At 72.0% G+C, this 23165-nt stretch carries 17 protein-coding genes; 11 read left to right on the top strand and 6 right to left on the bottom strand.

Features of this window, described 5'->3' with window-relative positions; genetic code table 11:
* Positions 1 to 57: 57 nt before the first annotated feature.
* Both ACFYYH_RS09810 and gabT read right to left on the bottom strand, forming a co-directional pair.
* Positions 58 to 981 (bottom strand): phosphatase PAP2 family protein, encoded by a 924-nt coding sequence (locus ACFYYH_RS09810; RefSeq protein WP_388548258.1) that lies wholly within the window; start codon positions 979 to 981, stop codon positions 58 to 60.
* Between the two features lie 165 nt (positions 982 to 1146).
* Positions 1147 to 2481: a 4-aminobutyrate--2-oxoglutarate transaminase gene (gene gabT, locus ACFYYH_RS09805; protein ID WP_388548255.1), complete on the bottom strand. Its 1335-nt coding sequence runs from the start codon at positions 2479 to 2481 to the stop codon at positions 1147 to 1149.
* A gap of 361 nt (positions 2482 to 2842) precedes the next feature.
* On the opposite strand from gabT, the gene ACFYYH_RS09800 reads away from it, so the two are divergent.
* From ACFYYH_RS09800 to ACFYYH_RS09785, 4 genes are all read left to right on the top strand, one after another.
* Positions 2843 to 4978, top strand: a complete 2136-nt coding sequence (locus ACFYYH_RS09800; RefSeq protein ID WP_388548252.1) for an ATP-binding protein — start codon at positions 2843 to 2845, stop codon at positions 4976 to 4978.
* 243 nt (positions 4979 to 5221) lie between these two features.
* Entirely contained in the window at positions 5222 to 6805 is a 1584-nt protein-coding gene (locus ACFYYH_RS09795; protein WP_388548250.1) for a PucR family transcriptional regulator, read from the top strand.
* A gap of 360 nt (positions 6806 to 7165) precedes the next feature.
* Positions 7166 to 8611, top strand: coding sequence for an aldehyde dehydrogenase family protein (locus ACFYYH_RS09790; protein ID WP_388548247.1), 1446 nt, complete (start codon positions 7166 to 7168; stop codon positions 8609 to 8611).
* A gap of 245 nt (positions 8612 to 8856) precedes the next feature.
* Positions 8857 to 10830, top strand: coding sequence for an acyl-CoA dehydrogenase family protein (locus tag ACFYYH_RS09785; protein ID WP_388548244.1), 1974 nt, complete (start codon positions 8857 to 8859; stop codon positions 10828 to 10830).
* Positions 10831 to 10993: 163 nt separating this feature from the next.
* Here the strand turns inward: ACFYYH_RS09785 and ACFYYH_RS09780 are convergent, their stop codons facing one another.
* Complete coding sequence (locus tag ACFYYH_RS09780) at positions 10994 to 12205, bottom strand: glycoside hydrolase family 64 protein (RefSeq protein WP_388548242.1); 1212 nt, start codon at positions 12203 to 12205, stop codon at positions 10994 to 10996.
* 274 nt (positions 12206 to 12479) lie between these two features.
* Here ACFYYH_RS09780 and ACFYYH_RS09775 point away from each other — a divergent pair, with 274 nt between their 5' ends.
* The 7 genes from ACFYYH_RS09775 (at position 12480) to ACFYYH_RS09745 (ending at position 21060) form a co-directional block, all read left to right on the top strand.
* Positions 12480 to 13280: a hypothetical protein gene (locus ACFYYH_RS09775; RefSeq protein ID WP_388548240.1), complete on the top strand. Its 801-nt coding sequence runs from the start codon at positions 12480 to 12482 to the stop codon at positions 13278 to 13280.
* A gap of 289 nt (positions 13281 to 13569) precedes the next feature.
* Positions 13570 to 14883, top strand: a complete 1314-nt coding sequence (dxr, locus tag ACFYYH_RS09770) for a 1-deoxy-D-xylulose-5-phosphate reductoisomerase (protein WP_388548237.1) — start codon at positions 13570 to 13572, stop codon at positions 14881 to 14883.
* Positions 14880 to 16181, top strand: a complete 1302-nt coding sequence (locus tag ACFYYH_RS09765) for a M50 family metallopeptidase (protein ID WP_388548234.1) — start codon at positions 14880 to 14882, stop codon at positions 16179 to 16181. The genes dxr and ACFYYH_RS09765 overlap by 4 nt, the downstream gene beginning before the upstream one ends.
* Positions 16182 to 16390: 209 nt before the next feature.
* Entirely contained in the window at positions 16391 to 17545 is a 1155-nt protein-coding gene (gene ispG / locus ACFYYH_RS09760) for a flavodoxin-dependent (E)-4-hydroxy-3-methylbut-2-enyl-diphosphate synthase (RefSeq protein WP_388548865.1), read from the top strand.
* A gap of 298 nt (positions 17546 to 17843) precedes the next feature.
* Complete coding sequence (locus tag ACFYYH_RS09755) at positions 17844 to 18689, top strand: GNAT family N-acetyltransferase (RefSeq protein WP_388548231.1); 846 nt, start codon at positions 17844 to 17846, stop codon at positions 18687 to 18689.
* Between the two features lie 15 nt (positions 18690 to 18704).
* Complete coding sequence (locus tag ACFYYH_RS09750) at positions 18705 to 19286, top strand: GNAT family N-acetyltransferase (RefSeq protein WP_388548228.1); 582 nt, start codon at positions 18705 to 18707, stop codon at positions 19284 to 19286.
* Between the two features lie 82 nt (positions 19287 to 19368).
* The gene (locus ACFYYH_RS09745; protein WP_388548224.1) at positions 19369 to 21060 is read left to right on the top strand and encodes a proline--tRNA ligase; all 1692 of its coding nucleotides are present in this window, start codon (positions 19369 to 19371) and stop codon (positions 21058 to 21060) included.
* 149 nt (positions 21061 to 21209) lie between these two features.
* On the opposite strand, the gene ACFYYH_RS09740 is transcribed toward ACFYYH_RS09745, so the two are convergent.
* The 3 genes from ACFYYH_RS09740 to ACFYYH_RS09730 are packed head-to-tail and all read right to left on the bottom strand — an operon-like array spanning position 21210 to position 23098.
* Entirely contained in the window at positions 21210 to 22112 is a 903-nt protein-coding gene (locus ACFYYH_RS09740; protein ID WP_388548222.1) for an aminoglycoside phosphotransferase family protein, read from the bottom strand.
* Between the two features lie 33 nt (positions 22113 to 22145).
* Complete coding sequence (locus ACFYYH_RS09735) at positions 22146 to 22568, bottom strand: DUF4439 domain-containing protein (RefSeq protein ID WP_388548220.1); 423 nt, start codon at positions 22566 to 22568, stop codon at positions 22146 to 22148.
* On the bottom strand, positions 22565 to 23098 hold the full coding sequence (locus ACFYYH_RS09730; protein ID WP_388548217.1) for a hypothetical protein: 534 nt from the start codon (positions 23096 to 23098) through the stop codon (positions 22565 to 22567). Before ACFYYH_RS09730 ends, ACFYYH_RS09735 begins: the two co-directional genes overlap by 4 nt.
* Positions 23099 to 23165: the final 67 nt, after the last annotated feature.

Here is a 23165-nt window from a genome sequence, read left to right as displayed (position 1 = left end):
CCTCCTGGGACCGGACGATCCCCGGCCGCGACCGGACGATTCCCGGCCGTGGGCGGATCATCCCCGACCGCGGCCGGGCGGGACGGCGTCGGACGGTCCCGGGCCGAGACGTGCCGGTCCGGCCGCGCGCAGTGCCCGCTCCAGAGCCAGCAGCAGCATCCCGCACAGGGCCAGGCTGCCGAGGACGTCCAGCGGCCAGTGGTAGCCCCGCAGGACGAGACCGATGCCCGTCGCCAGGGTGAGCAGGACGGCGACGGGCATCGGCCAGTTCCGCCGGGTGTACGGGGCGAGGAGCAGGGCCGCGCCGCCGTACGCCACCATCGCCGTCGCCGTGTGCCCGGAGGGGTAGTAGCCGGTCGCCCCGGTGAGCGGTCCCTGCCGGTCGGTCCAGATCTTGAGCGGTACGACCAGCGCGGGGACGGCGGCCATGGCGATCCCGGCCGCCAGGGCCCGCGCGCGCTGCCCGCGCCGTAGGGCGTGGCCGATCGCCACTGCCAGGACCGGCAGCGCCACCGGCATGGCGCCGAGGTCCGCGAGGAATTCCGTCAGAGGTGTGGGCCCTTGGCGGGCGAGTGCCCTGCCGACCCGCTCATCGGCGGCGCGCAGCGGCCCGTCCGAGGTGATCTGCCAGGTGAGAAGCGTGAAGAGGGCCGCGCACAGCGCGAGGAGCCAGAAGGAACGGAGAAACCGGAGGGCGCCGAAGAATCGGAGCAAACGGGTGATCCGGACAGCGCGGACGGCGTGGACGGCGCGGGAGAGAAAAGCCGGCCGCCCCGGAACAGGGGGGGTAGTTCCGGGGCGGCCGTCCGATTCGGTGTACCGCACGCCCCGGGGGGTTTGGGGCGGGCGGCCGTCCGATCGGCGAGGAGTTCCAGAGCCTGAATCTCCAGTGGTGTGCGCGAAGGCACGACCAAAGCGGGGCTGGGGATGCTCCGCTCCGGTGTCGCCCGCAGTCCCCTGCGAGCGGGGTGTTTCTCTCATCTGCGGAAACCGTACGGCAGGGCGGCGAGGACCGACAGCCGGAAACGGCTCCCGCCATCGCCCTCGCACACCTTCTTCACAGGCCCTCACCGATGGGTCGAAACGGCTCCTCACCGGCTTCGCATCGGTTCCGCGTGGGCTCCGCGTGGGCTCCGCGCCGTTTCCTCAGACGGCGGAGAACGCCTGCTCGATGATGTCCAGGCCCTCCCGCAACAGGTCCTCACCGATCACCAGGGGCGGCAGGAAGCGCAGCACATTGCCGTAGGTGCCACAGGTCAGGACCAGCAGCCCCGCCAGGTGGCAGGCCTTGGCGAGCGCGGCGGTCGCCTCGGGGTTCGGCTCCTTGGTGCCCCGGTCCTTCACCAGTTCGATCGCGATCATGGCGCCCCGGCCCCGGATGTCGCCGATGATGTCGTACTTCTCGCTCAGCGCGGAGAGACGGCCCTTCATGACGGTCTCGATGTGCCGCGCCTTGGACACGAGGTCCTGCTCCTTCATCGTCTCGATGGCGCCGAGCGCGGCGGCGCAGGCCACCGGGTTGCCGCCGTACGTACCGCCGAGACCGCCCGAGTGCGCGGCGTCCATGATCTCGGCGCGGCCGGTCACCGCGGCGAGCGGCAGACCGCCCGCGATGCCCTTGGCGGTGGTGATCAGATCGGGGACGACGCCCTCGTCCTCGCACGCGAACCATTGGCCGGTGCGGCAGAAGCCGGACTGGATCTCGTCCGCCACGAACACGATCCCGTTGTCCTGGGCGAACTTCGCCAGTGCCGGGAGGAAGCCCTTGGCGGGCTCGATGAAACCGCCTTCGCCGAGCAGCGGCTCGATGACGATCGCGGCGACGTTCTCGGCCCCGATCTGCTTGCTGATCTGGTCGATGGCCTGGGCGGACGCCTCCGGGCCGCAGTTCTCGGGGCCGGTCGGCCAGCGGTAGCCGTACGCGACGGGCACCCGGTAGATCTCCGGCGCGAACGGTCCGAAGCCGTTCTTGTACGGCATGTTCTTCGCCGTGAGCGCCATGGTGAGGTTCGTACGGCCGTGGTAGCCGTGGTCGAAGACCACGACCGCCTGGCGCCCGGTGTGGGAACGGGCGATCTTGACGGCGTTCTCGACGGCCTCCGCACCCGAGTTGAACAGCGCGGACTTCTTGGCGTGGTCACCCGGGGTCACCTCGGCGAGCCGTTCACAGACCTCGACGTACCCCTCGTACGGCGTGACCATGAAACAGGTGTGGGTGAACTCGGCGAGCTGGGCGGAGGCGCGGCGTACGACCGCCTCGGCGCTGGCGCCGACGGAGGTCACGGCGATACCGGAACCGAAGTCGATCAGCCGGTTGCCGTCCACGTCCTCGACGATCCCGCCGCCGGCACGGGCGGCGAAGACGGGCAGCACGGACCCCACACCGCCGGCGACGGCGGCGGTACGGCGGGCCTGCAACTCCTGCGACTTCGGCCCGGGGATGGCGGTGACGAGGCGGCGCTCCTGCGGGATGGCGGTCATGAGGGGCTCCTGGGGGGGTGTTCCGGGGGGTCTTTCTTCGCAGGCTAGGGGTGGCGGAGGGGTCGGGGCATGCGCCGTTCGGTAGTGGTGGAGGCGTGTCGTTGTCCGAGACGGACAGATAAACAGACGGACAGATGAGCGCGCGGAGAGAGGGATGGCGGGGCGGGCGGACAGACGGGGGGAGACGGGCGGGCGGACAGACGTCGGACGGAGAGGCGGCACGCCGGTCCGGTCGGGTGAAGGGCCCCAACGCCCGCCCGGACGTGGGACGGTGGGCCAGCCACGGAACGCGCGGCCGTGGCAATACATTGAGCGGGTACAGCAGGGCGGACGGCGGACTGCACAGGGGGCAGGGGTACCGATGGACACCGACGGCACGCACGACTCGCGGAGCACACGCGCCAACCCCGTGCCACGCCCGGCGGGGCCGCCTTCGCCGCCTCCCCTGCCGCCTCCGCCGTCGTCGGCGCCGTTCGAGACGACTCCGCCGCCCGCGCCCGGCCACGCGCCCGACGCGGGGCCGACGCTGCGGGAGTGGCTGCACGTACCGCGCACGGCGGACGCGCCGGGCACCTGGACCTATGGACACCGGCCGCGCCCCCCGGAGGAGCCGGAGCGCACCCCGCTGCGGCAGCTCGTCAGCGGAGCGCTGATCTCCCTGCTCGCGGGGCTGCTGCTGTGGTCGCTGCTGTGGAACGGCTACCTCGGCGGGTTCTGGCTCTGGCCCATGTATCTCCTCACCCCCGATTCCTGGTGGATCGGCACGCCCGAGGGGGCCACCGCCCAGAACATCTACAACGCCCTGGTCATCGGCGGCCTCCTCTTCGTCTTCGGCCGGCTCGGCCGCTGGCCCGAGCTGGCCCGGCGCGTCGTGGGCCGCGGTCCCGGGGCCGAGCCCGCCGCGGCCGTCCCCGCACACCCCGAACCCGAGGACGACCTCGCCGAGTGGCCCGAGCTGAGGGCGGCGGGCCTGGGGGAGATCGCCGCGCGCCTCGCGGCCGAGGTACGCGACGGGCGCATGAACGACGTCGACTACACCCGTATCCGCCGCGCCTGGCACTCCGTACGGGCCGATCCCTCGCGGCTCACGGCGTTCGCCGAGGCCGTGCGCGCAAAGGGCGCGGGCGCCTGCGTCCACCCCTCGGGCAAGCGCGACCTGCCCGTGCGCGCGGCCCGGCACGATCTGCTCGTACGGCAGGTCAGGATCGGTACAGTCCACGACGGGGAGCGGAACCCCTACCCCCGGCGGGGGACCGGTCTCGCGCTCGACCCCGTGCTGCTGGGGACCTCGCTGCTCGCCGTGGGGCCGCCCGGGGCGGGCAAGACGCACGCCCTCGTCCGGCCCGTCACCGAGTCCCTGGCGCTCCAGGCGCTCGCGGGCCAGGCCGCCGTGATCGTCGTCTGTGCCGCCGGCACCCAGCTCGGCCCCGACAGCGCCTATGACGTCGTGGTCCGGCTCGGCGATCCGGGATCGGTGTACGACCTCGATCTGTACGGGGGCACCACGGACCCGGACGAGGCCGCCGTCGTACTCGCCGAGGGCCTCGTCGGCGATCTGACCGACACCGACAGCCGACGGGCCACCACCGCGCTCGCCCAGCTTCTCGGTCCCTTCCGGGCCGCGCACGGCCGGCTGCCCGCCGTACCGGAGCTGCGTGAGCTGCTCGACGGCTCACCCACCGCCGTGGCCGCCCTGCGGGAGGCGCTCGACGCCGAGGGCCACCACGCGATGCGGCGTGAGCTGGACGCGCGCGAGCGGCAGTCGGGCGCGCACGGCGACCCGGGGCGTGCCCTCGCCGACCGGGTCGCGCTGCTCGACCGGCCCGCCTTCGCGGGCTTCTTCGACACCACCGGCAGGACCAGGCCGTTCTCGCTGCGCACCCTGGAGCATCCGCTGCGGGTCCGTATCGAGCTGCCCGAGCGCGGGCACGCCGAGGCCTCGCGGATGCTGGCCCGGCTGATACTGGCCCAGTTCACGGCCAACGCGGCGACCCGGCAGGACCGTTCCCTCTTCGCCTGCCTGGTCCTGGACGACGCCACCCGCACCCTCACCGCCGAGACCCTGCGGGGCGTCCAGCGGCTGCGGTCGGCGAACGCGGGCGCGGTGCTCACCCTGCGGACGCTCGACGATGTGCCCGAGGCGCTGCACACCGCGCTGCTCGGGGCCGTCGGCTGCCGGATGGCCTTCTCCGGGATCACCACCTGGGACGGCAAGCGCTTCGCCGAGGCGTGGGGCACGGAGTGGGTGGAGACCCGGGACGTCACCCAGCGGACGGTCTTCGCCGACCAGCCGCTGACCCGGGCCATTCACGCCTTCCGGAAGCTGGTCACCGGCAAGGCCGTGACCACGGACGCGGTGACCGTGCGCAAGGTCGAGCGGGAGCGGTGGTCGGCGTCGGAGCTGGCCCACTCGGTGCCGGCGGGGCACGCGGTGCTGTCGCTGCGGACGGTGGGGGGCGAGCACGCGCCCCCGCTGCTGGTGGATCTGCGGAACTGAGACCTCCGCCGGGGGGATCGTCCGCCGCCCGGCGGGAACGAATCATCCGGGCCGGTCAGCGTCATCCGGGCCGGTCATATGTGCGGACCGGCCGTCGCGCCCCGGTACAACCTGGCAGAATCGAGTCACACCGTTCATACGGGACGGAGTAGTCGTCCGCACAGGACGGAGCAGTCGTCCAGGGTGGCCGGTCATATGCCCGGCGCACTGCCCGTCCGCAGCCGAAGGCCCTACGGTTCCACCATGCCGCCCACCCTCGCCTCGCTCGTCCAGCATTCGGCGCTCAACCTCACCGTGCGCGCGGGGGAGGACCGGCTCCAGACGCCCGTGCGCTGGGTCCACGCCAGCGAGCTGGCCGACCCCGTCCCGTACATGGAGGGCGGCGAGCTCCTGCTCATCACCGCGACGACGCTGGACGCCGAGGACCCCGAGGCGATGCGCCGGTACGTACGGCGGCTGGTGGACGCCGGGGTCGTCGGTCTCGGGTTCGCCGTCGGTGTCAACTACGAGGACGTCCCCGACGCCCTGGTCGCCGCCGCCCGTGAGGCGGGGCTGCCCCTGCTGGGAGTGCCGCGCAGAACGCCGTTCCTCGCCATCAGCAAGGCCGTGTCGGCGGCGATCGCGGCCGACCAGTACCGCGCGGTGACGGAGGGATTCGAGGCACAGCGCGAACTGACCCGCGCCGCCCTCACCGAAGGGCCCGCGGGACTGCTGGCCCGGCTCGCGGTGTACGTGGACGGCTGGACCGCGCTGTACGACGCGTCGGGGGCGGTGGTCGCCGCCGCGCCCGAGTGGGCCACGCGGCGCGCCGCCCGGCTGTCCGCCGATGTGGAACGGCTGCGGGAGCGGGCCGCGCCCGCGAGCACGGTCCTCGGCGACCCGGCGGGCGCGAACGCCGACGACCGGGTGGAGCTCCAGTCCCTGGGCACGGGACGGCGCGTACGGGGCGCGCTCGCCGTCGGTACGGAGGCGGCGCTGGGCACGGCGGAGCGGTACGCGGTGCACTCGGCGATCGCCCTGCTGACGCTGACGACGGAGCGTTCGAGCGGTCTGCGGGCGGCGGAACAGCGGCTCGGCTCCGCGGTCCTGCGCATGCTGCTGTCCGGCCAGCCCGACCACGCGCGGGCGGTGGCGGGCGATCTGTACGGCGGTCTGCTCGACGCGCCGTTCCGGCTGCTGATCGCGGAGTCCCCGGAGAGCGCGGGCGGCGACGACCCGCTGCCCTCGGTCGCCGAGACGCTGGAGTCGGCCGCCGCACGGGCGAGGGAGGCGGTCCTGGCGGTCCCCGACGGTGAGGGGCCGCGGCTGGTGGTGCTCGCGGTGGACGGCGGGGCGGTGGTCACGGCGGCCGAGGAGTACGCCGCCCGGGAGGCGGAGGACGAGGGCGTCTTCATAGGCCTGTCAGCGCCGTCGGGCCCGATCGCCGCCGCGGGCGCGTACAAACAGGCCGAACAGGCGCTGTCGGTCGCCCGGCGCCGGGGCCGCGCGCTGGTCGAGCACGAGGAACTGGCGGCGGGCTCGATCCTTCCCCTGCTGGCGGACGACGCGGTCCGGGCCTTCGCGGACGGCATGCTCCGGGCGCTGTACGAACACGACACCAAGGGCCGGGGCGATCTGGTCGCCTCACTGCGCGCCTGGCTGTCCCGGCACGGCCAGTGGGACGCGGCGGCGGCCGATCTCGGCGTCCACCGCCATACGCTGCGCTACCGCATGCGCAGGGTCGAGGAGATCCTGGGGCGCTCGCTGGACGACCCGGACGTCCGGATGGAGCTGTGGCTGGCGCTGAAGACGACGACCCCGCCGGAGGCGGCCCGGCCACCGGAGTAGCGGGCGTCGGCGCCGAGCCCCGTCGCCCCCTCGCCCCGCTGCCCCTTCGCCTCGCCGCCCCTTCGCGTGTCGCCCGTTGCCCCCTCGCCCCGGGGTCGGCCCCGTCGTCCCGTCCCGGGCCGGCCCGTAGTTCCCTGGCGCGTCGCCCCGTCGTCCCGGTCGGCCGGCCGTCGCACCCGACAAAGCGGCGTACGTACCCACCCCTTCACTCCACCCCGGACAAGTCACCACCCGCCCCCGCACCCCTACCGTGGAGACAGGCGATCCCCGTACGGACGCCGCACCGCACCCCTCGCACGCACCCCGCACCCCCGCACCGCCACCCACGCGGACCACCACTCGGAAGGGCCCGGACTCGCAATGACTTCCACCCACGCCTTCTGGCTCGCCGGCCGCCAGGCCACCGGCGAGGAGACCCTCGACGTCACCTCTCCCTGGGACGGCCGGCTCGTCGGCACGGTCGCCGTGCCGACCGAGGCCCAGGTTGAGGAGGCCGTCGCCGCCGCGCACGCGGTCCTGGACGACTTCGCCGCGACCCCCGCGCATGTCCGCGCCGCCGCCCTCGACCATGTCTCCCGCAGGCTCGTCGAGCGCACCGAGGAGATCGCCCGGCTGATCTCCGCCGAGAACGGCAAGCCCCTCAAGTGGGCCCGCGGCGAGGTCGGCCGCGCCGTCTCCGTCTTCCGGTTCGCCGCCGAGGAGGCACGCAGGTTCAACGGCGGCGAGGCCCAGCGCCTCGACACCGACGCGGGCGGCGCCGGCCGGCTCGCGCTGACCCGCCGCTTCCCGCGCGGCGTGGTCCTCGGTATCGCGCCGTTCAACTTCCCGCTGAATCTCTGTGCGCACAAGATCGCCCCCGCCATCGCCGTCGGCGCGCCGATCATCCTCAAGCCCGCCCCGGCGACGCCCCTCTCCGGGCTTCTCCTCGGTGAGCTGCTCGCCGAGACCGATCTGCCGGCCGGGGCCTGGTCCGTCCTGCCCGTGCCGAACGACCGGATGCCCGCACTCGTCCAGGACGAGCGGCTCCCGGTGATCTCGTTCACCGGCTCCGACAAGGTCGGCTTCGCGATCATGGACTCCGTCCCGCGCAAGCACTGCACGCTCGAACTCGGCGGCAACGGCGCGGCCGTCGTCCTCGCCGACTACGCGAGCGACCAGGACCTGGACTGGGCGGCGACCAGGATCGCCACCTTCGCCAACTACCAGGGCGGCCAGTCCTGCATCTCCGTCCAGCGCGTCATCGCGGACGCCTCGGTGTACGAGCGGCTCGTGCCCAGGATCGTCGCGGCCGTCGAGGCCCAGGTCACCGGCGACCCCGCCGACGACACCACCGATGTGGGACCGCTCGTCAGCGAGGACGCCGCCAAGCGCGTCGAGTCCTGGGTCGACGAGGCGGTCCGGGGCGGCGCCCAGGTGCTCGCGGGCGGCAAGCGGGACGGCGCGAGCTATGCGCCCACCGTTCTCTCCGAGGTCCCCGCGGACGCCACGATCTCCTCCGAGGAGGTCTTCGGCCCCGTTCTGACCCTCCGTCGGGTCGAGGGCGAGACCGAGGCGTTCCACACGGTCAACGACTCCAAGTACGGCCTCCAGGCCGGGGTGTTCACTCATGACCTCCAGGCCGCGTTCCGCGCCCACCGCGCCCTTGAGGTGGGCGGAGTGATCATCGGTGACGTCCCCTCGTACCGCGCCGACCAGATGCCGTACGGCGGTGTCAAGCAGTCCGGCGTCGGCCGCGAGGGCGTGCGCTTCGCGATGGACGACTACACCTACGAGCGCGTCATGGTCTTCACAGGCCTCGCCCTCTAGAGGCGCCGATCACGGGATGCTCGGCACGACCGTGGCACGCGACGGCCGGAGTCTCACGCGAAGGCCGGAGTCCCACGCGACGGCCGGAGTCCGCTGTACGGGCTCCGGCCTTTCCCGTACCCCTCGTATCCCTCGCTCCTCGGCCCACGACTGGTGGGGGCGGCATTAATCGGGTAGATACGGACGAGTAGCACCAGCCGTACAACCCCCCATTGGACCCGACTCCGCGGCGAGGTGAGTTCCTCATGTCGGCCCCATTCGCACCCTCAGCAGCATCAGCCCCGCGGGAACCGCAGGGCAAGCCCAAGGTCACCGAGCGGGAGGCGCGCCAGGTCGCCGAGGCCGCCCGTGAGCAGGGCTGGCGCAAGCCGAGCTTCGCCAAGGAGATGTTCCTCGGCCGCTTCCGGCTCGATCTCATCCATCCGCATCCCGTGCCCGCCCCGGACGACGTCAGGCGCGGCGAGGAGTTCCTGGCGAGGCTCCGCGCGTTCTGCGAGACGGAGATCGACGGCGCGCTCATCGAGCGCGAGGCCCGTATCCCCGACCAGGTGATCAACAGGCTCAGGGAACTGGGCGCGCTCGGAATGAAGATCGACGTCAGGTACGGCGGTCTCGGCCTCACCCAGGTGTACTACAACAAGGCGCTCGCCCTGGTCGGCTCCGCGAGTCCCGCGATCGGCGCGCTGCTCTCCGCCCATCAGTCGATCGGCGTACCGCAGCCGCTCAAAATCTTCGGTACGCAGGAGCAGAAGGACACGTTCCTGCCGCGTCTGGCACGTACGGACATCTCGGCCTTCCTGCTCACCGAGCCGGACGTGGGCTCCGACCCCGCCCGGCTCGCGACGACGGCCGTGCCGGACGGCGACGCGTACGTCCTCGACGGCGTGAAGCTCTGGACGACCAACGGCGTCGTCGCCGATCTGCTGGTGGTGATGGCCCGGGTGCCCGCCTCCGAGGGCCACCGGGGCGGTATCACCGCGTTCGTCGTCGAGGCGGACTCCCCGGGCATCACGGTCGAGAACCGCAACGCCTTCATGGGCCTGCGCGGTCTGGAGAACGGTGTGACCCGCTTCCACCAGGTCCGGGTCCCCGCGGCGAACCGTATCGGCCCCGAGGGCGCCGGTCTCAAGATCGCCCTCACGACGCTCAACACCGGCCGGCTCTCACTGCCCGCGATGTGCGTGGGCGCCGGCAAGTGGTGTCTGAAGATCGCCCGGGAGTGGTCGGCGGCCCGTGAGCAGTGGGGCAGGCCGGTCGCCCGTCACGAGGCGGTGGGCGGGAAGATCTCCTTCATCGCCGCGACCACGTTCGCGCTGGAGGCCATGGTCGACCTGGCGTCCCAGATGGCCGACGAGGACCGCAACGACATCCGTATCGAGGCGGCCCTGGCCAAGCTGTACGGCTCGGAGATGGGCTGTCTGATGGCCGACGAGCTGGTCCAGATCCGCGGCGGACGGGGGTTCGAGACGGCGGAGTCCCTGGCGGCCCGCGGCGAACGCGCCGTACCCGCCGAGCAGATGCTCCGCGATCTGCGGATCAACCGGATCTTCGAGGGCTCCACGGAGATCATGCATCTGCTGATCGCCCGCGAGGCCGTCGACGCCCATCTCTCGGTGGCCGGCGACCTCATCGATCCGGACACGTCGCTCTCCGACAAGGCGAAGGCGGGCGCGCAGGCAGGGAAGTTCTATGCCCGCTGGCTGCCGAAGCTGGTCGCGGGACCGGGCCAGTTGCCGGGCTCGTACGGAGAGTTCCGCCACCCGGGCCACCCGGACCTGTCGCCGCATCTGCGCTACGCCGAGCGGGCCGCGCGCAGGCTCGCCCGCTCCACGTTCTACGCCATGTCGCGCTGGCAGGGCCGGATGGAGACCAAGCAGGGCTTCCTGGGCCGGATCGTCGACATCGGCGCGGAGCTGTTCGCGATGAGCGCGGCCTGTGTACGGGCCGAACTGCTGCGTACGAACGGGGACCACGGGCGCGAGGCCTACCAACTGGCCGACGCCTTCTGCCGGCAGGCCCGTGTCCGGGTCGAGGAACTCTTCACCCGGCTCTGGTCCAACACCGACGAACTCGACCGCAGGGTCGTGAACGGTGTTCTCGCAGGCCGGTACACCTGGCTGGAGGAGGGGATCGTCGACCCGAGCGGTGAGGGTCCCTGGATCGCCGACGCCACCCCGGGCCCGTCCAGCCGTCCCGACGTCCACCGCCGCATCCGCTGAGCCACCTGTCCGGCCGGCCCGCGCGCCTGTTCGCCGGTCCGCCCGACCCGACCCGGGCCGCGCCCTCCGAGGGCGCGGCCCGGGTCCGGTCCGTCCGGGTCCGGTCCGTCCGGGTCCGGTCCGTCCGGGTCCGGTCCGTCCGGGACAGGGAAACGGTCAGGCCTCAGTTGAACGGATCCAGCGTGATGTACGCCTGCTGGGGGTTGCCGTCGTGCACCAGGGACTCGTGGGCGCCGACGTCGTCGAAGGCGAACGCGTACGCCTTGCCGTCGGCCATCTGCGCGTGGATCTTCCGGGCGTAGTGGTTGGTCACCGCGTCCTGGTAGAAGTTCGCCGCGCTCGTGTCGGGCTGGTTGGGGTTGACCAGCAGGGTGGAGCGGTTGAAGCCCGCGCAGAGCGTGCGCGAGATCGGGCCGCGCACGAGGTCGTTGGGGGCGTCCAGCCGCTTGTAGCAGCCGAAGACGCTGTCCGCGTCGGGCTTCTGGAACGTGGTGACGACCGCTCCCGCGCTGTTGGTGAAGTTCATGACATTGCCCGAGACCCGGCCGAAGTACTTGGTGTTCGGCTGGTCCGTGAAGGGGGTCACCGTCAGTGTCGAGCTCGCGTACCTGCTCCACACGCGGTTGATGTAGTCGTCCATCACCGAGGCGGGCAGGAGTCCGGCCCCGACCCCGTGGCCGGGCGAGAGCGCGCGCAGGACGGTGCCGTCGGACCGCGTCTGGATCAGATTGGCCCAGCCGCCCGGCTGTCCCCTGAGGGCGGTGTAGAAGCCGTTGTAGCCGCCCGGCTTGAGATGGCCGGTGGACCTGGTGGTGCCGTCGGGACGCTTGACGCCGACGGCGTACGGAGCCGAGAACATGTCGACCTGGGTGCTGTTGATCCACAGCCCGGCGTCGTTGAGCGTGTACTCGGTCCAGTTGAAGAGGATGTTCCGGTTGGGGTCCGCCGGGTTCTGCACGGCGGGCTGCACCAGACCGCCCGTGGTCAGCCGGAAGTCGAGCTTCTGACCGTACGAGAAGTAGACCCGGCCGGAGAACTTGGGCATCCGGATCGTGAGCGACTGCCCGTTGGCGGGTCCGGCGATCGACGCGTCGGGCGCGGGGGTCGGCGGATTGCCCCCGGCGGGCCAGGCGTGGAACGTGCCGTTCGCGTCGGCCCAGCCCTGCTGGCCCGTCGTGAGGAGCGTGCCGAGGTTGTAGATGTGAACGGGGTCCGTGCGGCCGGAGTTGTTGGTGATCGTCAGGGGGATGGTCGCGGGGACCGCGGCCTCGGCGGGTGCCGCGGCCTCGGCCGGTGATCCGGGTGCCGCCGCCGTGAATCCCGTGGCGAGGATCACCGCGGCGGCCAGTGACGCGAGCAGCTTTCTTGGGCCCATCACGCTCTGCCTCCTGCGTTGTGGGGGTGGGGCTGAGAGCGCTCTCAGAATCGGGCCGCGGATAAGGCGTGTCAATGAGGGCGACCGACTCGCCCCGGAGCGCGCGCCCCGCCAAAGCCGCCACCGGTGACCAGATTTGATGAGGCGTCAGTTAAGGACAGCGGTCGGTGCCGGGCCCGGAACCCGTGACCTCGGCCGCCCCATGCAGCACAATCGGGCGTCGGGACGATCGACAGGGAGATCGACTCGGAGAGCGACTCACGAGGGGGACGTCATGGTCGGAGCCGGAGGACGGTGGGCCCGGCGGCCGCGGCGGTCGCGGCACGGGGCGGTGGCCCTGGCCGCCGCGCTCGTACTGGCCGGGGCGACCGCGTGCGGCGGTGACGGCGGTGACGGCGGCGGTGACGACGACGGCAAGGGCGCGCGTACTACCGGCCGCCCCTCGGCACCGGCCGGGGGCGGCGCTGCCACCGGCCCCGCGCCTCTGACCGGGGAACAGCTCACCGCGGCCTCCCTCACCGACGGCGAGCGGATCGGCGCGTACACCGTCTCCGACTACGCGCTCGGCGCTCCGCTCGGTGAGGATTACACCGCCGAACCCGCCGTCTGCCAGCCGCTGGTCAGCCTCGCCGCGGGCGCCACCGCGTTCGATCCCGCGGCCGAGGTGCACCGCAAGGTCGACATCCCGGACGAGATGCTCGGGCTGACCGTCTCCGTACAGCTCCGCTCGTACGCCGCCCAGGGCGCGACCGGCGTCATGAAGGCCCTGCGCGCGGCCGGGCGGGAGTGCGCGGACGGCTTCACCGAGGACCGGGCCCTGGCGCGGGCGAAGTATCTGGCGGTGGAACCGGCCGGGGCGCCGGACGTGGGGGACGAGGCCACGGCGTACCGCTTCACGATCCTCGATGTGAAGGGAGAGCTAAAGCTGTACGAATATCTGACCGTCGTACGGTCGGGTTCCACCACGCTCTCCTTCCGCGCCGAGATCACCGGGACCGAGGATGTCGGGGGAGTGCCCGACGAGATCGTCCGGGCCCAGTGGCAGACGTTCCGGTCCGCGGGAAAGACCGGGTGAGGGCCGGCGCGCGCCTCGCCCGCGCGCCCGCCGCACGTACCCCTGCCGCACCGGTGCCCCCGCACCGGTGCCCCCGCACCGGTGCCCCCGCACCGGTGCCCCCGCACCGGTGCCCCCGCACCGGTGCCCCCGCACCGGCGGCCCCGTGTGCGACGACTCAGGAAGAGGCCCCTGGAAGACGGCAGACGACCCCGGAGCGGGAGCGCGAAGTCCGCAAAGACCGGCGCATGGGGACACCCGTAGGGGCGCGCTGTCCAACCGGCGCACGGATGAGGCAAGAATGGGGGGCATGAGCGACAGCCCAGCCCCTCTCGCCGATCCGCACATCGCCTTCGACCCGACCGAAGGCCGCCGGGACATCGTCGTCCTCGGCTCCACCGGATCCATCGGCACCCAGGCCATCGACCTGGTCCTGCGCAATCCCGACCGCTTCCGGGTCACCGCGCTCTCCGCCGCCGGCGGGCGCCCGGCACTCCTCGCCGAGCAGGCGCGGCGGTTGCGGGTCCGCACCGTGGCGGTCGCGCGCGAGGACGCCGTGCCCGCGCTGCGGGAGGCGCTCGGGGCGCGGTACGGCACGGGCGAACCGCTCCCGGAGATCCTCGCGGGACCCGACGCCGCCACCGAGCTCGCGGCCTCCGACTGCCACACCGTCCTCAACGGCATCACCGGCTCCATCGGGCTCGCCCCCACCCTCGCCGCCCTCACCGCGGGCCGGACACTCGCACTCGCCAACAAGGAGTCGCTGATCGTCGGCGGCCCCCTGGTCAAGGCCGTGGCGAAGCCCGGCCAGATCATCCCCGTCGACTCCGAGCACGCCGCGCTCTTCCAGGCGCTGGCCTCGGGCACGCGCGCCGATGTGCGCAAGCTGGTCGTGACGGCCTCCGGCGGGCCCTTCCGCGGCCGTACGCGCGCCGAACTGGCCGGTGTCACCCCTGAGGACGCCCTCGCGCATCCGACCTGGGCCATGGGCCCGGTGATCACGATCAACTCGGCGACCCTCGTCAACAAGGGGCTCGAAGTGATCGAGGCACATCTGCTGTACGACATTCCCTTCGAACGCATTGAGGTGGTCGTCCACCCTCAGTCGTATGTCCACTCGATGGTGGAATTCAGCGACGGCTCGACCCTGGCCCAGGCGACCCCGCCCGATATGCGCGGGCCCATCGCCATCGGTCTCGGCTGGCCCGCACGGGTGCCCGACGCCGCGCCCGCCTTCGACTGGACCAAGGCCTCGGCCTGGGAGTTCTTCCCGCTCGACACGGAGGCCTTCCCCTCCGTGGGACTGGCCAGACACGTGGGGACCCTGGGCGGCACGGCTCCGGCGGTGTTCAATGCCGCGAACGAGGAGTGTGTCGACGCGTTCCTCGCCGGCCGGCTCCCGTTCAACGGCATCATGGACACGGTCACCGAGGTCGTCGGGGAACATGACACGGTGTACGGCGCGGAGCGCGGTCACTCCCGTACGGGAACCTCGCTCACGGTGGCGGACGTCCTGGAGGCGGAGACCTGGGCACGCGCCAGGGCCCGTGAGAAGGCGGCGGCATTGGCAGACAAACTGGCAGACACATTCGGCGAAGAACAGCCGGCGGAGGCTCGCGCATGACGATTCTGTTGACGGTCCTCGGCATTCTGGTCTTCGCCGCCGGTCTGCTCTTCTCCATCGCCTGGCATGAACTCGGCCATCTCTCCACGGCCAAGTTCTTCGGCATCCGCGTGCCCCAGTACATGGTCGGCTTCGGGCCGACGCTCTGGTCGCGGAAGAAGGGCGACACGGAGTACGGGATCAAGGCCATCCCGCTCGGCGGCTACATCCGCATGATCGGGATGTTCCCGCCCGGCCCCGACGGCCGGATCGAGGCGCGCTCCACCTCGCCGTGGCGCGGGATGATAGAGGACGCGCGGTCGGCGGCCTTCGAGGAACTGGGACCGGGCGACGAGAAGCGGCTGTTCTACACGCGCAAGCCGTGGAAGCGCGTGATCGTGATGTTCGCGGGCCCGTTCATGAATCTCGTCCTCGCCGCCGTGATCTTCATCGGTGTGGCGATGAGCTTCGGCTTCCAGACCCAGACCACGCAGGTCGCGGGCGTCCAGCAGTGCGTGATCCCGCAGAGCGAGAAGCGGGACACCTGCGAGAAGGGCGACGCGGTCTCGCCCGCCCGCGCGGCCGGACTCAAGGAGGGCGACAGGATCGTCGCCCTCAACGGGGAGCGCGTCGAGGACTGGGCCACGCTCTCCGGTCTCATCCGCGAGACCATCGGCCCGGCCACCATCACCGTCGAGCGTGACGGCGCCGAGCGCGAGCTGCGGGCCACGCTCGCCAGGAACCTGGTGGCCGCGAAGGACTCCGACGGCGAGATCATCCCGGGCGAGTACATCCCCGCCGGCTATCTCGGTTTCGCCGCGTCCACCGAGATCGTCCCGCTGTCCTTCCCCCAGTCCGTGGACCGGATGGGCACCATGATCGGGGACGGCGTCGAATCGATCGTCGCCCTGCCGTCCAAGATCCCCGACCTGTGGAGCGCGGCCTTCGGGGACGGCCCGCGCAAGGACGACTCACCGGTCGGTGTGGTCGGCGCGGCCCGGATCGGCGGCGAGGTGATGACGCTGGACATCCCCGCGCAGAACCAGATCGCGATGATGCTGTTCCTGCTCGCGGGCTTCAACCTCTCCCTGTTCCTCTTCAACATGCTGCCGCTGCTGCCCCTCGACGGCGGGCATATCGCGGGCGCGCTCTGGGAGTCCCTGCGGCGCAGGCTCGCGCGCCTGTTCAAGCGGCCCGATCCGGGTCCGTTCGATGTCGCGAAGCTGATGCCGTTCGCCTATGTCGTGGCGGGGATCTTCATCTGCTTCACGCTGCTCGTCCTGGTCGCCGACGTCTTCAATCCCGTCAAGATCTCCTGATCCGCCGATGTCCTGATCCGCCGGTGCCCTGAACCCGGATCCCCCGATTGCGCCCGTTTCCAGCGGCCGGACACCTTCTGTGTCCGGCCGCTTACCTTTGGGTGGAGTTTTCGCGGCGATGTGCCCAGGCGCCGTGCGGTGGCGTAATCTCGGGGGCCGGAGCCCGCCCATCTCGGGACCTTGATCCACACCTTGGGGTTGCACAGCAGATGACTGCAATTTCTCTCGGAATGCCGTCCGTTCCGACGAAGCTCGCCGACCGGAGAGTCAGCCGTCAGATCCAGGTCGGATCGGTCCCGGTCGGTGGGGACGCGCCGGTGTCGGTGCAGTCGATGACGACGACGCGTACGTCGGATGTGGGCGCGACGTTGCAGCAGATCGCGGAGCTGACGGCGTCGGGGTGTCAGATCGTGCGGGTGGCGTGTCCGACGCAGGATGACGCGGACGCGTTGGCGGTGATCGCGCGGAAGTCGCAGATTCCGGTGATCGCGGATATTCATTTTCAGCCGAAGTACGTGTTCGCGGCGATTGACGCGGGGTGTGCGGCGGTGCGGGTGAATCCGGGGAACATCAAGCAGTTCGACGACAAGGTGCGGGAGATCGCGCGGGCGGCGGGGGACGCGGGGACGCCGATCCGTATCGGGGTGAACGCGGGGTCGTTGGACGCGCGTCTGCTGCGCAAGTACGGCAAGGCGACGCCGGAGGCGCTGGTGGAGTCGGCGCTGTGGGAGGCGTCGTTGTTCGAGGAGCATGGTTTCCGGGACATCAAGATCTCGGTGAAGCACAACGATCCGGTGGTGATGGTCAATGCCTACCGGCAGTTGGCGGCTCAGTGTGACTATCCGCTGCACTTGGGTGTGACGGAGGCGGGTCCGGCGTTCCAGGGGACGATCAAGTCGGCTGTGGCGTTCGGGGCGTTGCTGAGCGAGGGCATCGGGGACACGATCCGGGTGTCGCTGTCGGCTCCGCCCGTGGAGGAGGTCAAGGTTGGTCTTCAGATCCTGGAGGCGCTGAATCTGAAGCAGCGTCGGCTGGAGATCGTGTCGTGTCCGTCGTGCGGTCGTGCGCAGGTGGATGTGTACCGGCTGGCGGACGAGGTGACCGCGGGGCTGGAGGGCATGGAGGTTCCGCTGCGCGTCGCGGTGATGGGCTGTGTGGTCAATGGTCCGGGTGAGGCGCGCGAGGCGGATCTGGGTGTGGCGTCGGGCAATGGCAAGGGGCAGATCTTTGTGAAGGGGCAGGTCGTCAAGACCGTGCCGGAGTCCAAGATCGTGGAGACCCTGATCGACGAGGCGATGAAGATCGCCGAGCAGATGGAGAAGGACGGCATCGCCTCGGGCGAGCCCCAGGTCTCGGTGAGCTGACGCGGATCCCGGCGCGGAAGGGCGGACCCCCGACGGCTCCCGCCGGACACTCCGGGCCGGCCGGTCCCGCTCTTCACCGGCCGCCCCCCGGCAGGGACGCCCCTCGCTCCTCGTTTCTTCTTCCTTCTCCTTCTCCGGTTCTTCCTGCGGCTTCCTTCCCGCCCGTCCCCTGACCTACCGGGGTCCCGCGGCCACCGCCCCCAGGGCATCGGCCGCGGGACCTTCCGCTGCGTGCGGCATGCCACGGACCCGCCAGGTACAGTGCGGAGATCAGCAGACCGTATGGTGAGGCACCCTCGTGTTGACGCAGACCACCACTCGGGTCCTCGAACCCGGCGAACTCGGCGCCGCGCTCGCCATTCTGGAGAGCGAACCCGTCGCCAACGCCTTCGTGACCTCACGGGTACAGGCCGCGGGGCTCGACCCCTGGCGCCTCGGCGGTGAGATGTGGGGCTGGTACGCGGACGGGCGGCTGCGCTCGCTCTGCTACTCCGGCGCCAATCTCGTCCCGATCTGCGCCGGCCCCGAGGCCGTACGCGCCTTCGCCGACCGCGCCCGCAGAACCGGCCGCCGCTGCTCCTCGATCGTCGGCCCCGCCGAGGCCACCGCCCAGCTCTGGCGGCTGCTGGAGCCCAGTTGGGGACCCGCCCGCGAGGTCCGTGCCCATCAGCCACTGATGGTGACGGAGGAGATCCCCGCCGTGGTCGCACCCGATCCCTTCGTACGCCGGATCCGCAAGGACGAGCTGGAAGTGATCATGCCCGCCTGTGTTGCCATGTTCACCGAGGAGGTCGGGGTCTCCCCCCTCGCGGGCGACGGCGGACTGCTCTACCAGGCACGGGTGGCCGAACTGGTGGGCGCGGGACGGTCGTTCGCCCGTATCGACGACGGCAGGGTCATCTTCAAGGCCGAGATCGGCGCCGCGACCAATCAGGCCTGCCAGATCCAGGGCGTCTGGGTCGATCCCGACTACCGGGGCCGGGGCCTGTCCGAATCGGGCATGGCGGCGGTCGTACGGTACGCGCTGGCCGATGTCGCCCCCGTCGTCAGCCTGTACGTGAACGACTACAACGCCCCTGCCCGCGCCGCCTATCGGCGCGTGGGCTTCCGTGAGGTGGGCGCCTTCATGAGCGTGCTCTTCTGAAAGTAGGGTTCGCCCATGCTGAGCATCCCCGGGGGAACTCCCCGGATTCCCGACGTACAGGTAGCGCCGGTCGATCTCGCCTCACGCGTCGACGAGGCCCTCGCCGTGCAGGCTCTCGCCTTCGGGCTCAGCGAGGACGAGATCGGGGTACGCCGCCATATCGTGCTCCGGCATCTCATGTACCCCGGGTGCCGTGCCTACGGCGCGACCACCGGCTCCGGCCGGCTCGTCGGATTCGTGTACGGCCTGCCGAACGAGCGGGGCCACTGGTGGTCCACCGTCGTCGAGCCGTATCTGCGCGCCACCGCCTCCGAGGGCTGGCTCGACGACTCCTTCGTGATCACCGAACTGCATGTCCATCCCGAGTTCCAGGCCCGGGGCATCGGCCGCGCGCTGATCACCACCATCACGGACGCCGCCACCCAGCCCAAGTCGATCCTGTCGGCCATCGACATCGAGAGTCCGGCCCGCCGCCTCTACCGCTCGCTCGGGTACGAGGACCTCGCCCGTCAGGTCCACTTCCCCAGCGCGCCCAAGCCGTACGCCGTGATGGGCGCCCCGCTGCCGCTGCTGAGACCGGCCGGCGGCGACAACTGATTTCCGCCTGCCGGTGCGCCCCGGCTAACCTCCAGGCATCACCCGAGAGAACGCAGAACGCAGAACGCCAGGAGTGTTCCCCATGTCCCAGGTCCAGCGCATGTCCCGTTTGATGGTCAAGACACTGCGCGACGACCCGGCGGACGCCGAGACCCTCAGCCACAAGCTGCTCGTCCGCGCGGGGTACGTCCGCCGTACGTCCGCCGGCATCTGGAGCTGGCTGCCGCTGGGCAAGAAGGTCCTCGACAACATCTCCCGCGTCGTCCGCGAGGAGATGGACGCGATCGGCGCGCAGGAGGTGCTGCTGCCCGCGCTGCTGCCCAGGGAGCCGTACGAGGCGAGCGGCAGGTGGGAGGAGTACGGCGATCTGCTGTTCCGTCTCAAGGACCGCAAGGGCGCCGACTATCTGCTGGGCCCCACGCACGAGGAGATCTTCACCCAGGTCGTCAAGGACCAGTGCACGTCCTACAAGGACCTGCCCGTGATGCTCTACCAGATCCAGACGAAGTACCGCGACGAGGCACGGCCCCGCTCCGGTGTGCTGCGCGGCCGTGAGTTCCAGATGAAGGACTCGTACTCCTTCGACACCACGGACGAGGGACTGGCCGAGTCGTACGCGCTGCACCGCGCCGCGTACCAGAAGATCTTCGACAGGCTCGGCCTCGACTTCCGGATCGTCTCGGCGGTCTCCGGCGCGATGGGCGGCTCCGCCTCCGAGGAGTTCCTGGCCCCCGCCGCCGCGGGTGAGGACACGTTCGTCGACTGCCCGGCCTGCGACTACGCGGCCAACACCGAAGCGGTCACCTTCGCCGCCCCCGCGCCCGTGACGGGCGAGCACGGCCCGGTCGAGGAGCTGGACACCCCCGACACCCCGACCATCGAGACGCTCGCCGCGTTCCTCGGGGTGCCGGCCTCCGCGACCCTGAAGAACCTGCTCGTCAAGGTCGACGGCGAGATCACCGCCGTCGGTGTCCCCGGCGACCGCGAGGTGGACCTCGGCAAGCTGGGCGAGCATCTCGCGCCGGCCGTGGTGGAGCTGGTGACGGCCGAGGACTTCGAGGAGCGGCCCGATCTCGTACGCGGCTATGTCGGTCCCCAGGGCCTCAAGATCCGCTATATCGCGGACCCGCGCGTCGCGCCCGGCACCGCCTGGATCACCGGCGCCAACAAGCCCGGCACCCACGCGCGCGAGGTCGTCTGCGGACGGGACTTCGAGGTCGACGACTACCTGGACGTGGTCGTCGTCGAGGAGGGCGACCCCTGCCCCGTGTGCGGTACGGGCCTCAAGCTCGACCGCGCGATCGAGATCGGTCATATCTTCCAGCTCGGCCGCAAGTACGCCGACACCTTCCAGCTCGATGTGCTGGGCCAGCAGGGCAAGCCGGTGCGCGTGACCATGGGCTCGTACGGCATCGGCGTCTCGCGCGCCGTGGCCGCGCTGGCCGAGCAGACGGCCGACGAGCAGGGCCTGTGCTGGCCCCGGGAGATCGCCCCGGCGGACGTCCATGTCGTGGCGGCCGGCAAGGCGCTCCAGACCGAGCTGGCCCTGGAGGTCTCGGAGAAGCTCTCCGAGGCCGGGCTGCGCGTGCTGGTGGACGAGCGGCCCGGTGTCTCCCCGGGCGTCAAGTTCACCGACGCCGAGCTGATCGGCGTACCGCACATCCTGGTGGCGGGCCGCCGTTCCGCCGAGGGCGTCCTGGAGCTGAAGGACCGCCGTACCGGCGAGCGCGAGGAGCTGACGGCCGAGGAGGCCGTCGCCCGCCTCACCGCCTGACGCGCGGGCCGCCCCGGGGCTCCGGCCCCGGGGTTCCGCCCCGGACACCGGTCCTCCCTCGCGGGACGGACTCCGTTCCTCCGCGCCCGTACGGCGTCACCGCTCTTGCGGACCCGTCCCGCGTCACGGCCCTTCCGAGCCCGTCCGCGTCACAGCCAGCCCGCGAACTCCAGCAGGAGTTCCGCGCTCCGGCGGCGGCCCGCCCTCAGCGTTCTGACCCCCGACTCCACCGCGCGGAACAGGGTCCAGCCCCGCAGCCGGTCACGGTCCACCTCCAGCGAGTCGGCCAGCCTGTGCACCCGACGGCGGGCCGACGACGCGCCGGAGGAGGCCGCCACCAGATCCTCCACCCGGTCCCGGACCAGCCGCGCCAGATCGTAGGCGCGCTCCCCGACCAGGGGCTCGGGACCGACCGCCAGCCAGGGGGCCCGCTCACCCGCGAGCACCTTGCCCTGGCCGAAGGCGCCGTGCAGCAGCAGGGTCTCCGCCGAGGAGGCGCAGAGTCCGTCACGGGCCGCCAGCGCGGCCGAGACGAGCGGGGCGAGGCCCTCGTCGTCACTCGCGCGCAGCGCTCCCGCCTCCCGCGCGGTCCGCTCGGCCACCGTCTCGAAGCCATGGCCCACGGGCGGTTCGACCCAGAGCCGCCGTACCGTGCCCGCCGCTTCCAGCAGCGCCTTCGCCTCGGGCAGGGAGCGCAGCGAGATCTCCGGCTGAAGACGCTCCAGCAGCAGCGCGCTGTCGGCGGTGCCCGCCGCGTCGAGCGGTTCGACCGCGCCCCAGCCCTTCCAGTGCGTCAGCGCGGCCCGCTCCAGCGAGGGAGCCGCGGGGGGCGGGGCGATCTTGAGCGTCGCGGGGGAGCCGTCGGGCCGCCGTACGAGCACCACCAGTCCGCTCCGGCCGCCCGGTGCCACCACCCGCTCGACCTCCAGCGCGCGTGCGGCGACCGCCTCCCCGGCGAGGGCGGGCAGCCGGTTCAGCCACTCGGCGGCGGCCGGACCGCCGTACTGCTCACCGAGGGCGCGCACCAGACGCTGCGGCGGTTCGAAACCCATACGTGCGTCGTTCCCCTTCGAGGCTCACGGGGCTCACACCCGCTCGGCGAGCCCAGGAAAGGCTACGCCCGAGCCGCGCCAGCGCACCGCGCGTACCGCGGCCTCCCGCAGCGCGCCCGCCGCCTCCCGCCGTAACGGGCCCTCGGCGGCCCGCACGAGATCGGAGTAGACACCCGCGATCCGGTCCTCCAGCTCGGCGGCGAGCCGTACGGCGGCGGCCGCGTCCGGCACCGCGAACGGCAGGGCGTACGCGGGCTCCGCCACGGCCGGCTTCCCGCCGAGGTCGCGCACGGTCCGCGCGAGCGCGTCACGACGGGCCCGGTGCGCGGTGTACGCGGCGTCTGCCTCGCCCCGGCGGCCGCCCTCGACCCGGCCGCCGACGACTCCGTACCCGTAGACGGCGGCGTGCTCCGCCGCGAGTGCGGCCTGCGCGGCCTCCAGCGCACCGGTGCTCACGAGCGTGATCCTTCCGTCAGCAGATACGCGTGGGCGGCGCTCGCCGCCGCGAGCGAGGCCAGCAGCCTGGCCAGCTCCGGGGGCGCCTCCATCAGGGCGGCGGTGTGCGCGTCGGCGGTACGGCGCTCGGCCGTGGCCAGCGCCCTGAGCGCCTGCGCCGGATCGTCGGCGACGGCGGGCAGGACCGGCGGCCTCGGCCCGGGGGAGGCGCTGGAGGAGGCGTCGGAAGAGGGGGAGGGGGAGGCCGGGGCGGAGGGCGCGGGGCTCACCGGCCCACGTGGAGTCGGCGCCAGCGCCTCCACCTGCCGGGCGACCGCCGTCCGCAGCGGAGTCAGCAGCTCGTCCTCGTCCGGGTGGCGCGCCAGCACGGCGTCGTAGCGGCCGAGCAGCTCACGGCTGGTGGCGGCGGAGCGCCGGCGCAGCGCGCTCTCGGCCCGCGCGGCGGACGTCCGGCCCCCGGACGTCCGGTCGTCGGCGGAATCGGAGGTGCAGCCGGTCAGCAGACCGGCCGCCGTGGCTCCCGCGACCATGAGCGCATGCCTCCGTGTCGTCCCCGTGCGCCCCACGCGTCTCTCCTCGGACCTCGCGATGATCACC

It is taken from the genome of Streptomyces sp. NPDC002018, from assembly GCF_042890865.1.
Taxonomy (GTDB): Bacteria; Actinomycetota; Actinomycetes; order Streptomycetales; family Streptomycetaceae; genus Streptomyces.
This window is presented reverse-complemented; position numbering and strand designations above follow the sequence as displayed.

Excerpts from the sequence above, each read along its gene's own strand:
- ispG (WP_388548865.1), top strand. The coding sequence starts at position 16,391 with ATGACTGCAATTTCTCTCGGAATGCCGTCCGTTCCGACGAAGCTCGCC.
- gabT (WP_388548255.1), bottom strand. The coding sequence starts at position 2,481 with ATGACCGCCATCCCGCAGGAGCGCCGCCTCGTCACCGCCATCCCCGGG.
- ACFYYH_RS09790 (WP_388548247.1), top strand. The coding sequence starts at position 7,166 with ATGACTTCCACCCACGCCTTCTGGCTCGCCGGCCGCCAGGCCACCGGC.
- ACFYYH_RS09785 (WP_388548244.1), top strand. The coding sequence starts at position 8,857 with ATGTCGGCCCCATTCGCACCCTCAGCAGCATCAGCCCCGCGGGAACCG.
- ACFYYH_RS09775 (WP_388548240.1), top strand. The coding sequence starts at position 12,480 with ATGGTCGGAGCCGGAGGACGGTGGGCCCGGCGGCCGCGGCGGTCGCGG.
- ACFYYH_RS09810 (WP_388548258.1), bottom strand. The coding sequence starts at position 981 with ATGAGAGAAACACCCCGCTCGCAGGGGACTGCGGGCGACACCGGAGCG.
- dxr (WP_388548237.1), top strand. The coding sequence starts at position 13,570 with ATGAGCGACAGCCCAGCCCCTCTCGCCGATCCGCACATCGCCTTCGAC.
- ACFYYH_RS09795 (WP_388548250.1), top strand. The coding sequence starts at position 5,222 with ATGCCGCCCACCCTCGCCTCGCTCGTCCAGCATTCGGCGCTCAACCTC.
- ACFYYH_RS09745 (WP_388548224.1), top strand. The coding sequence starts at position 19,369 with ATGTCCCAGGTCCAGCGCATGTCCCGTTTGATGGTCAAGACACTGCGC.
- ACFYYH_RS09800 (WP_388548252.1), top strand. The coding sequence starts at position 2,843 with ATGGACACCGACGGCACGCACGACTCGCGGAGCACACGCGCCAACCCC.
- ACFYYH_RS09740 (WP_388548222.1), bottom strand. The coding sequence starts at position 22,112 with ATGGGTTTCGAACCGCCGCAGCGTCTGGTGCGCGCCCTCGGTGAGCAG.
- ACFYYH_RS09765 (WP_388548234.1), top strand. The coding sequence starts at position 14,880 with ATGACGATTCTGTTGACGGTCCTCGGCATTCTGGTCTTCGCCGCCGGT.
- ACFYYH_RS09780 (WP_388548242.1), bottom strand. The coding sequence starts at position 12,205 with ATGGGCCCAAGAAAGCTGCTCGCGTCACTGGCCGCCGCGGTGATCCTC.
- ACFYYH_RS09730 (WP_388548217.1), bottom strand. The coding sequence starts at position 23,098 with ATGGTCGCGGGAGCCACGGCGGCCGGTCTGCTGACCGGCTGCACCTCC.
- ACFYYH_RS09750 (WP_388548228.1), top strand. The coding sequence starts at position 18,705 with ATGCTGAGCATCCCCGGGGGAACTCCCCGGATTCCCGACGTACAGGTA.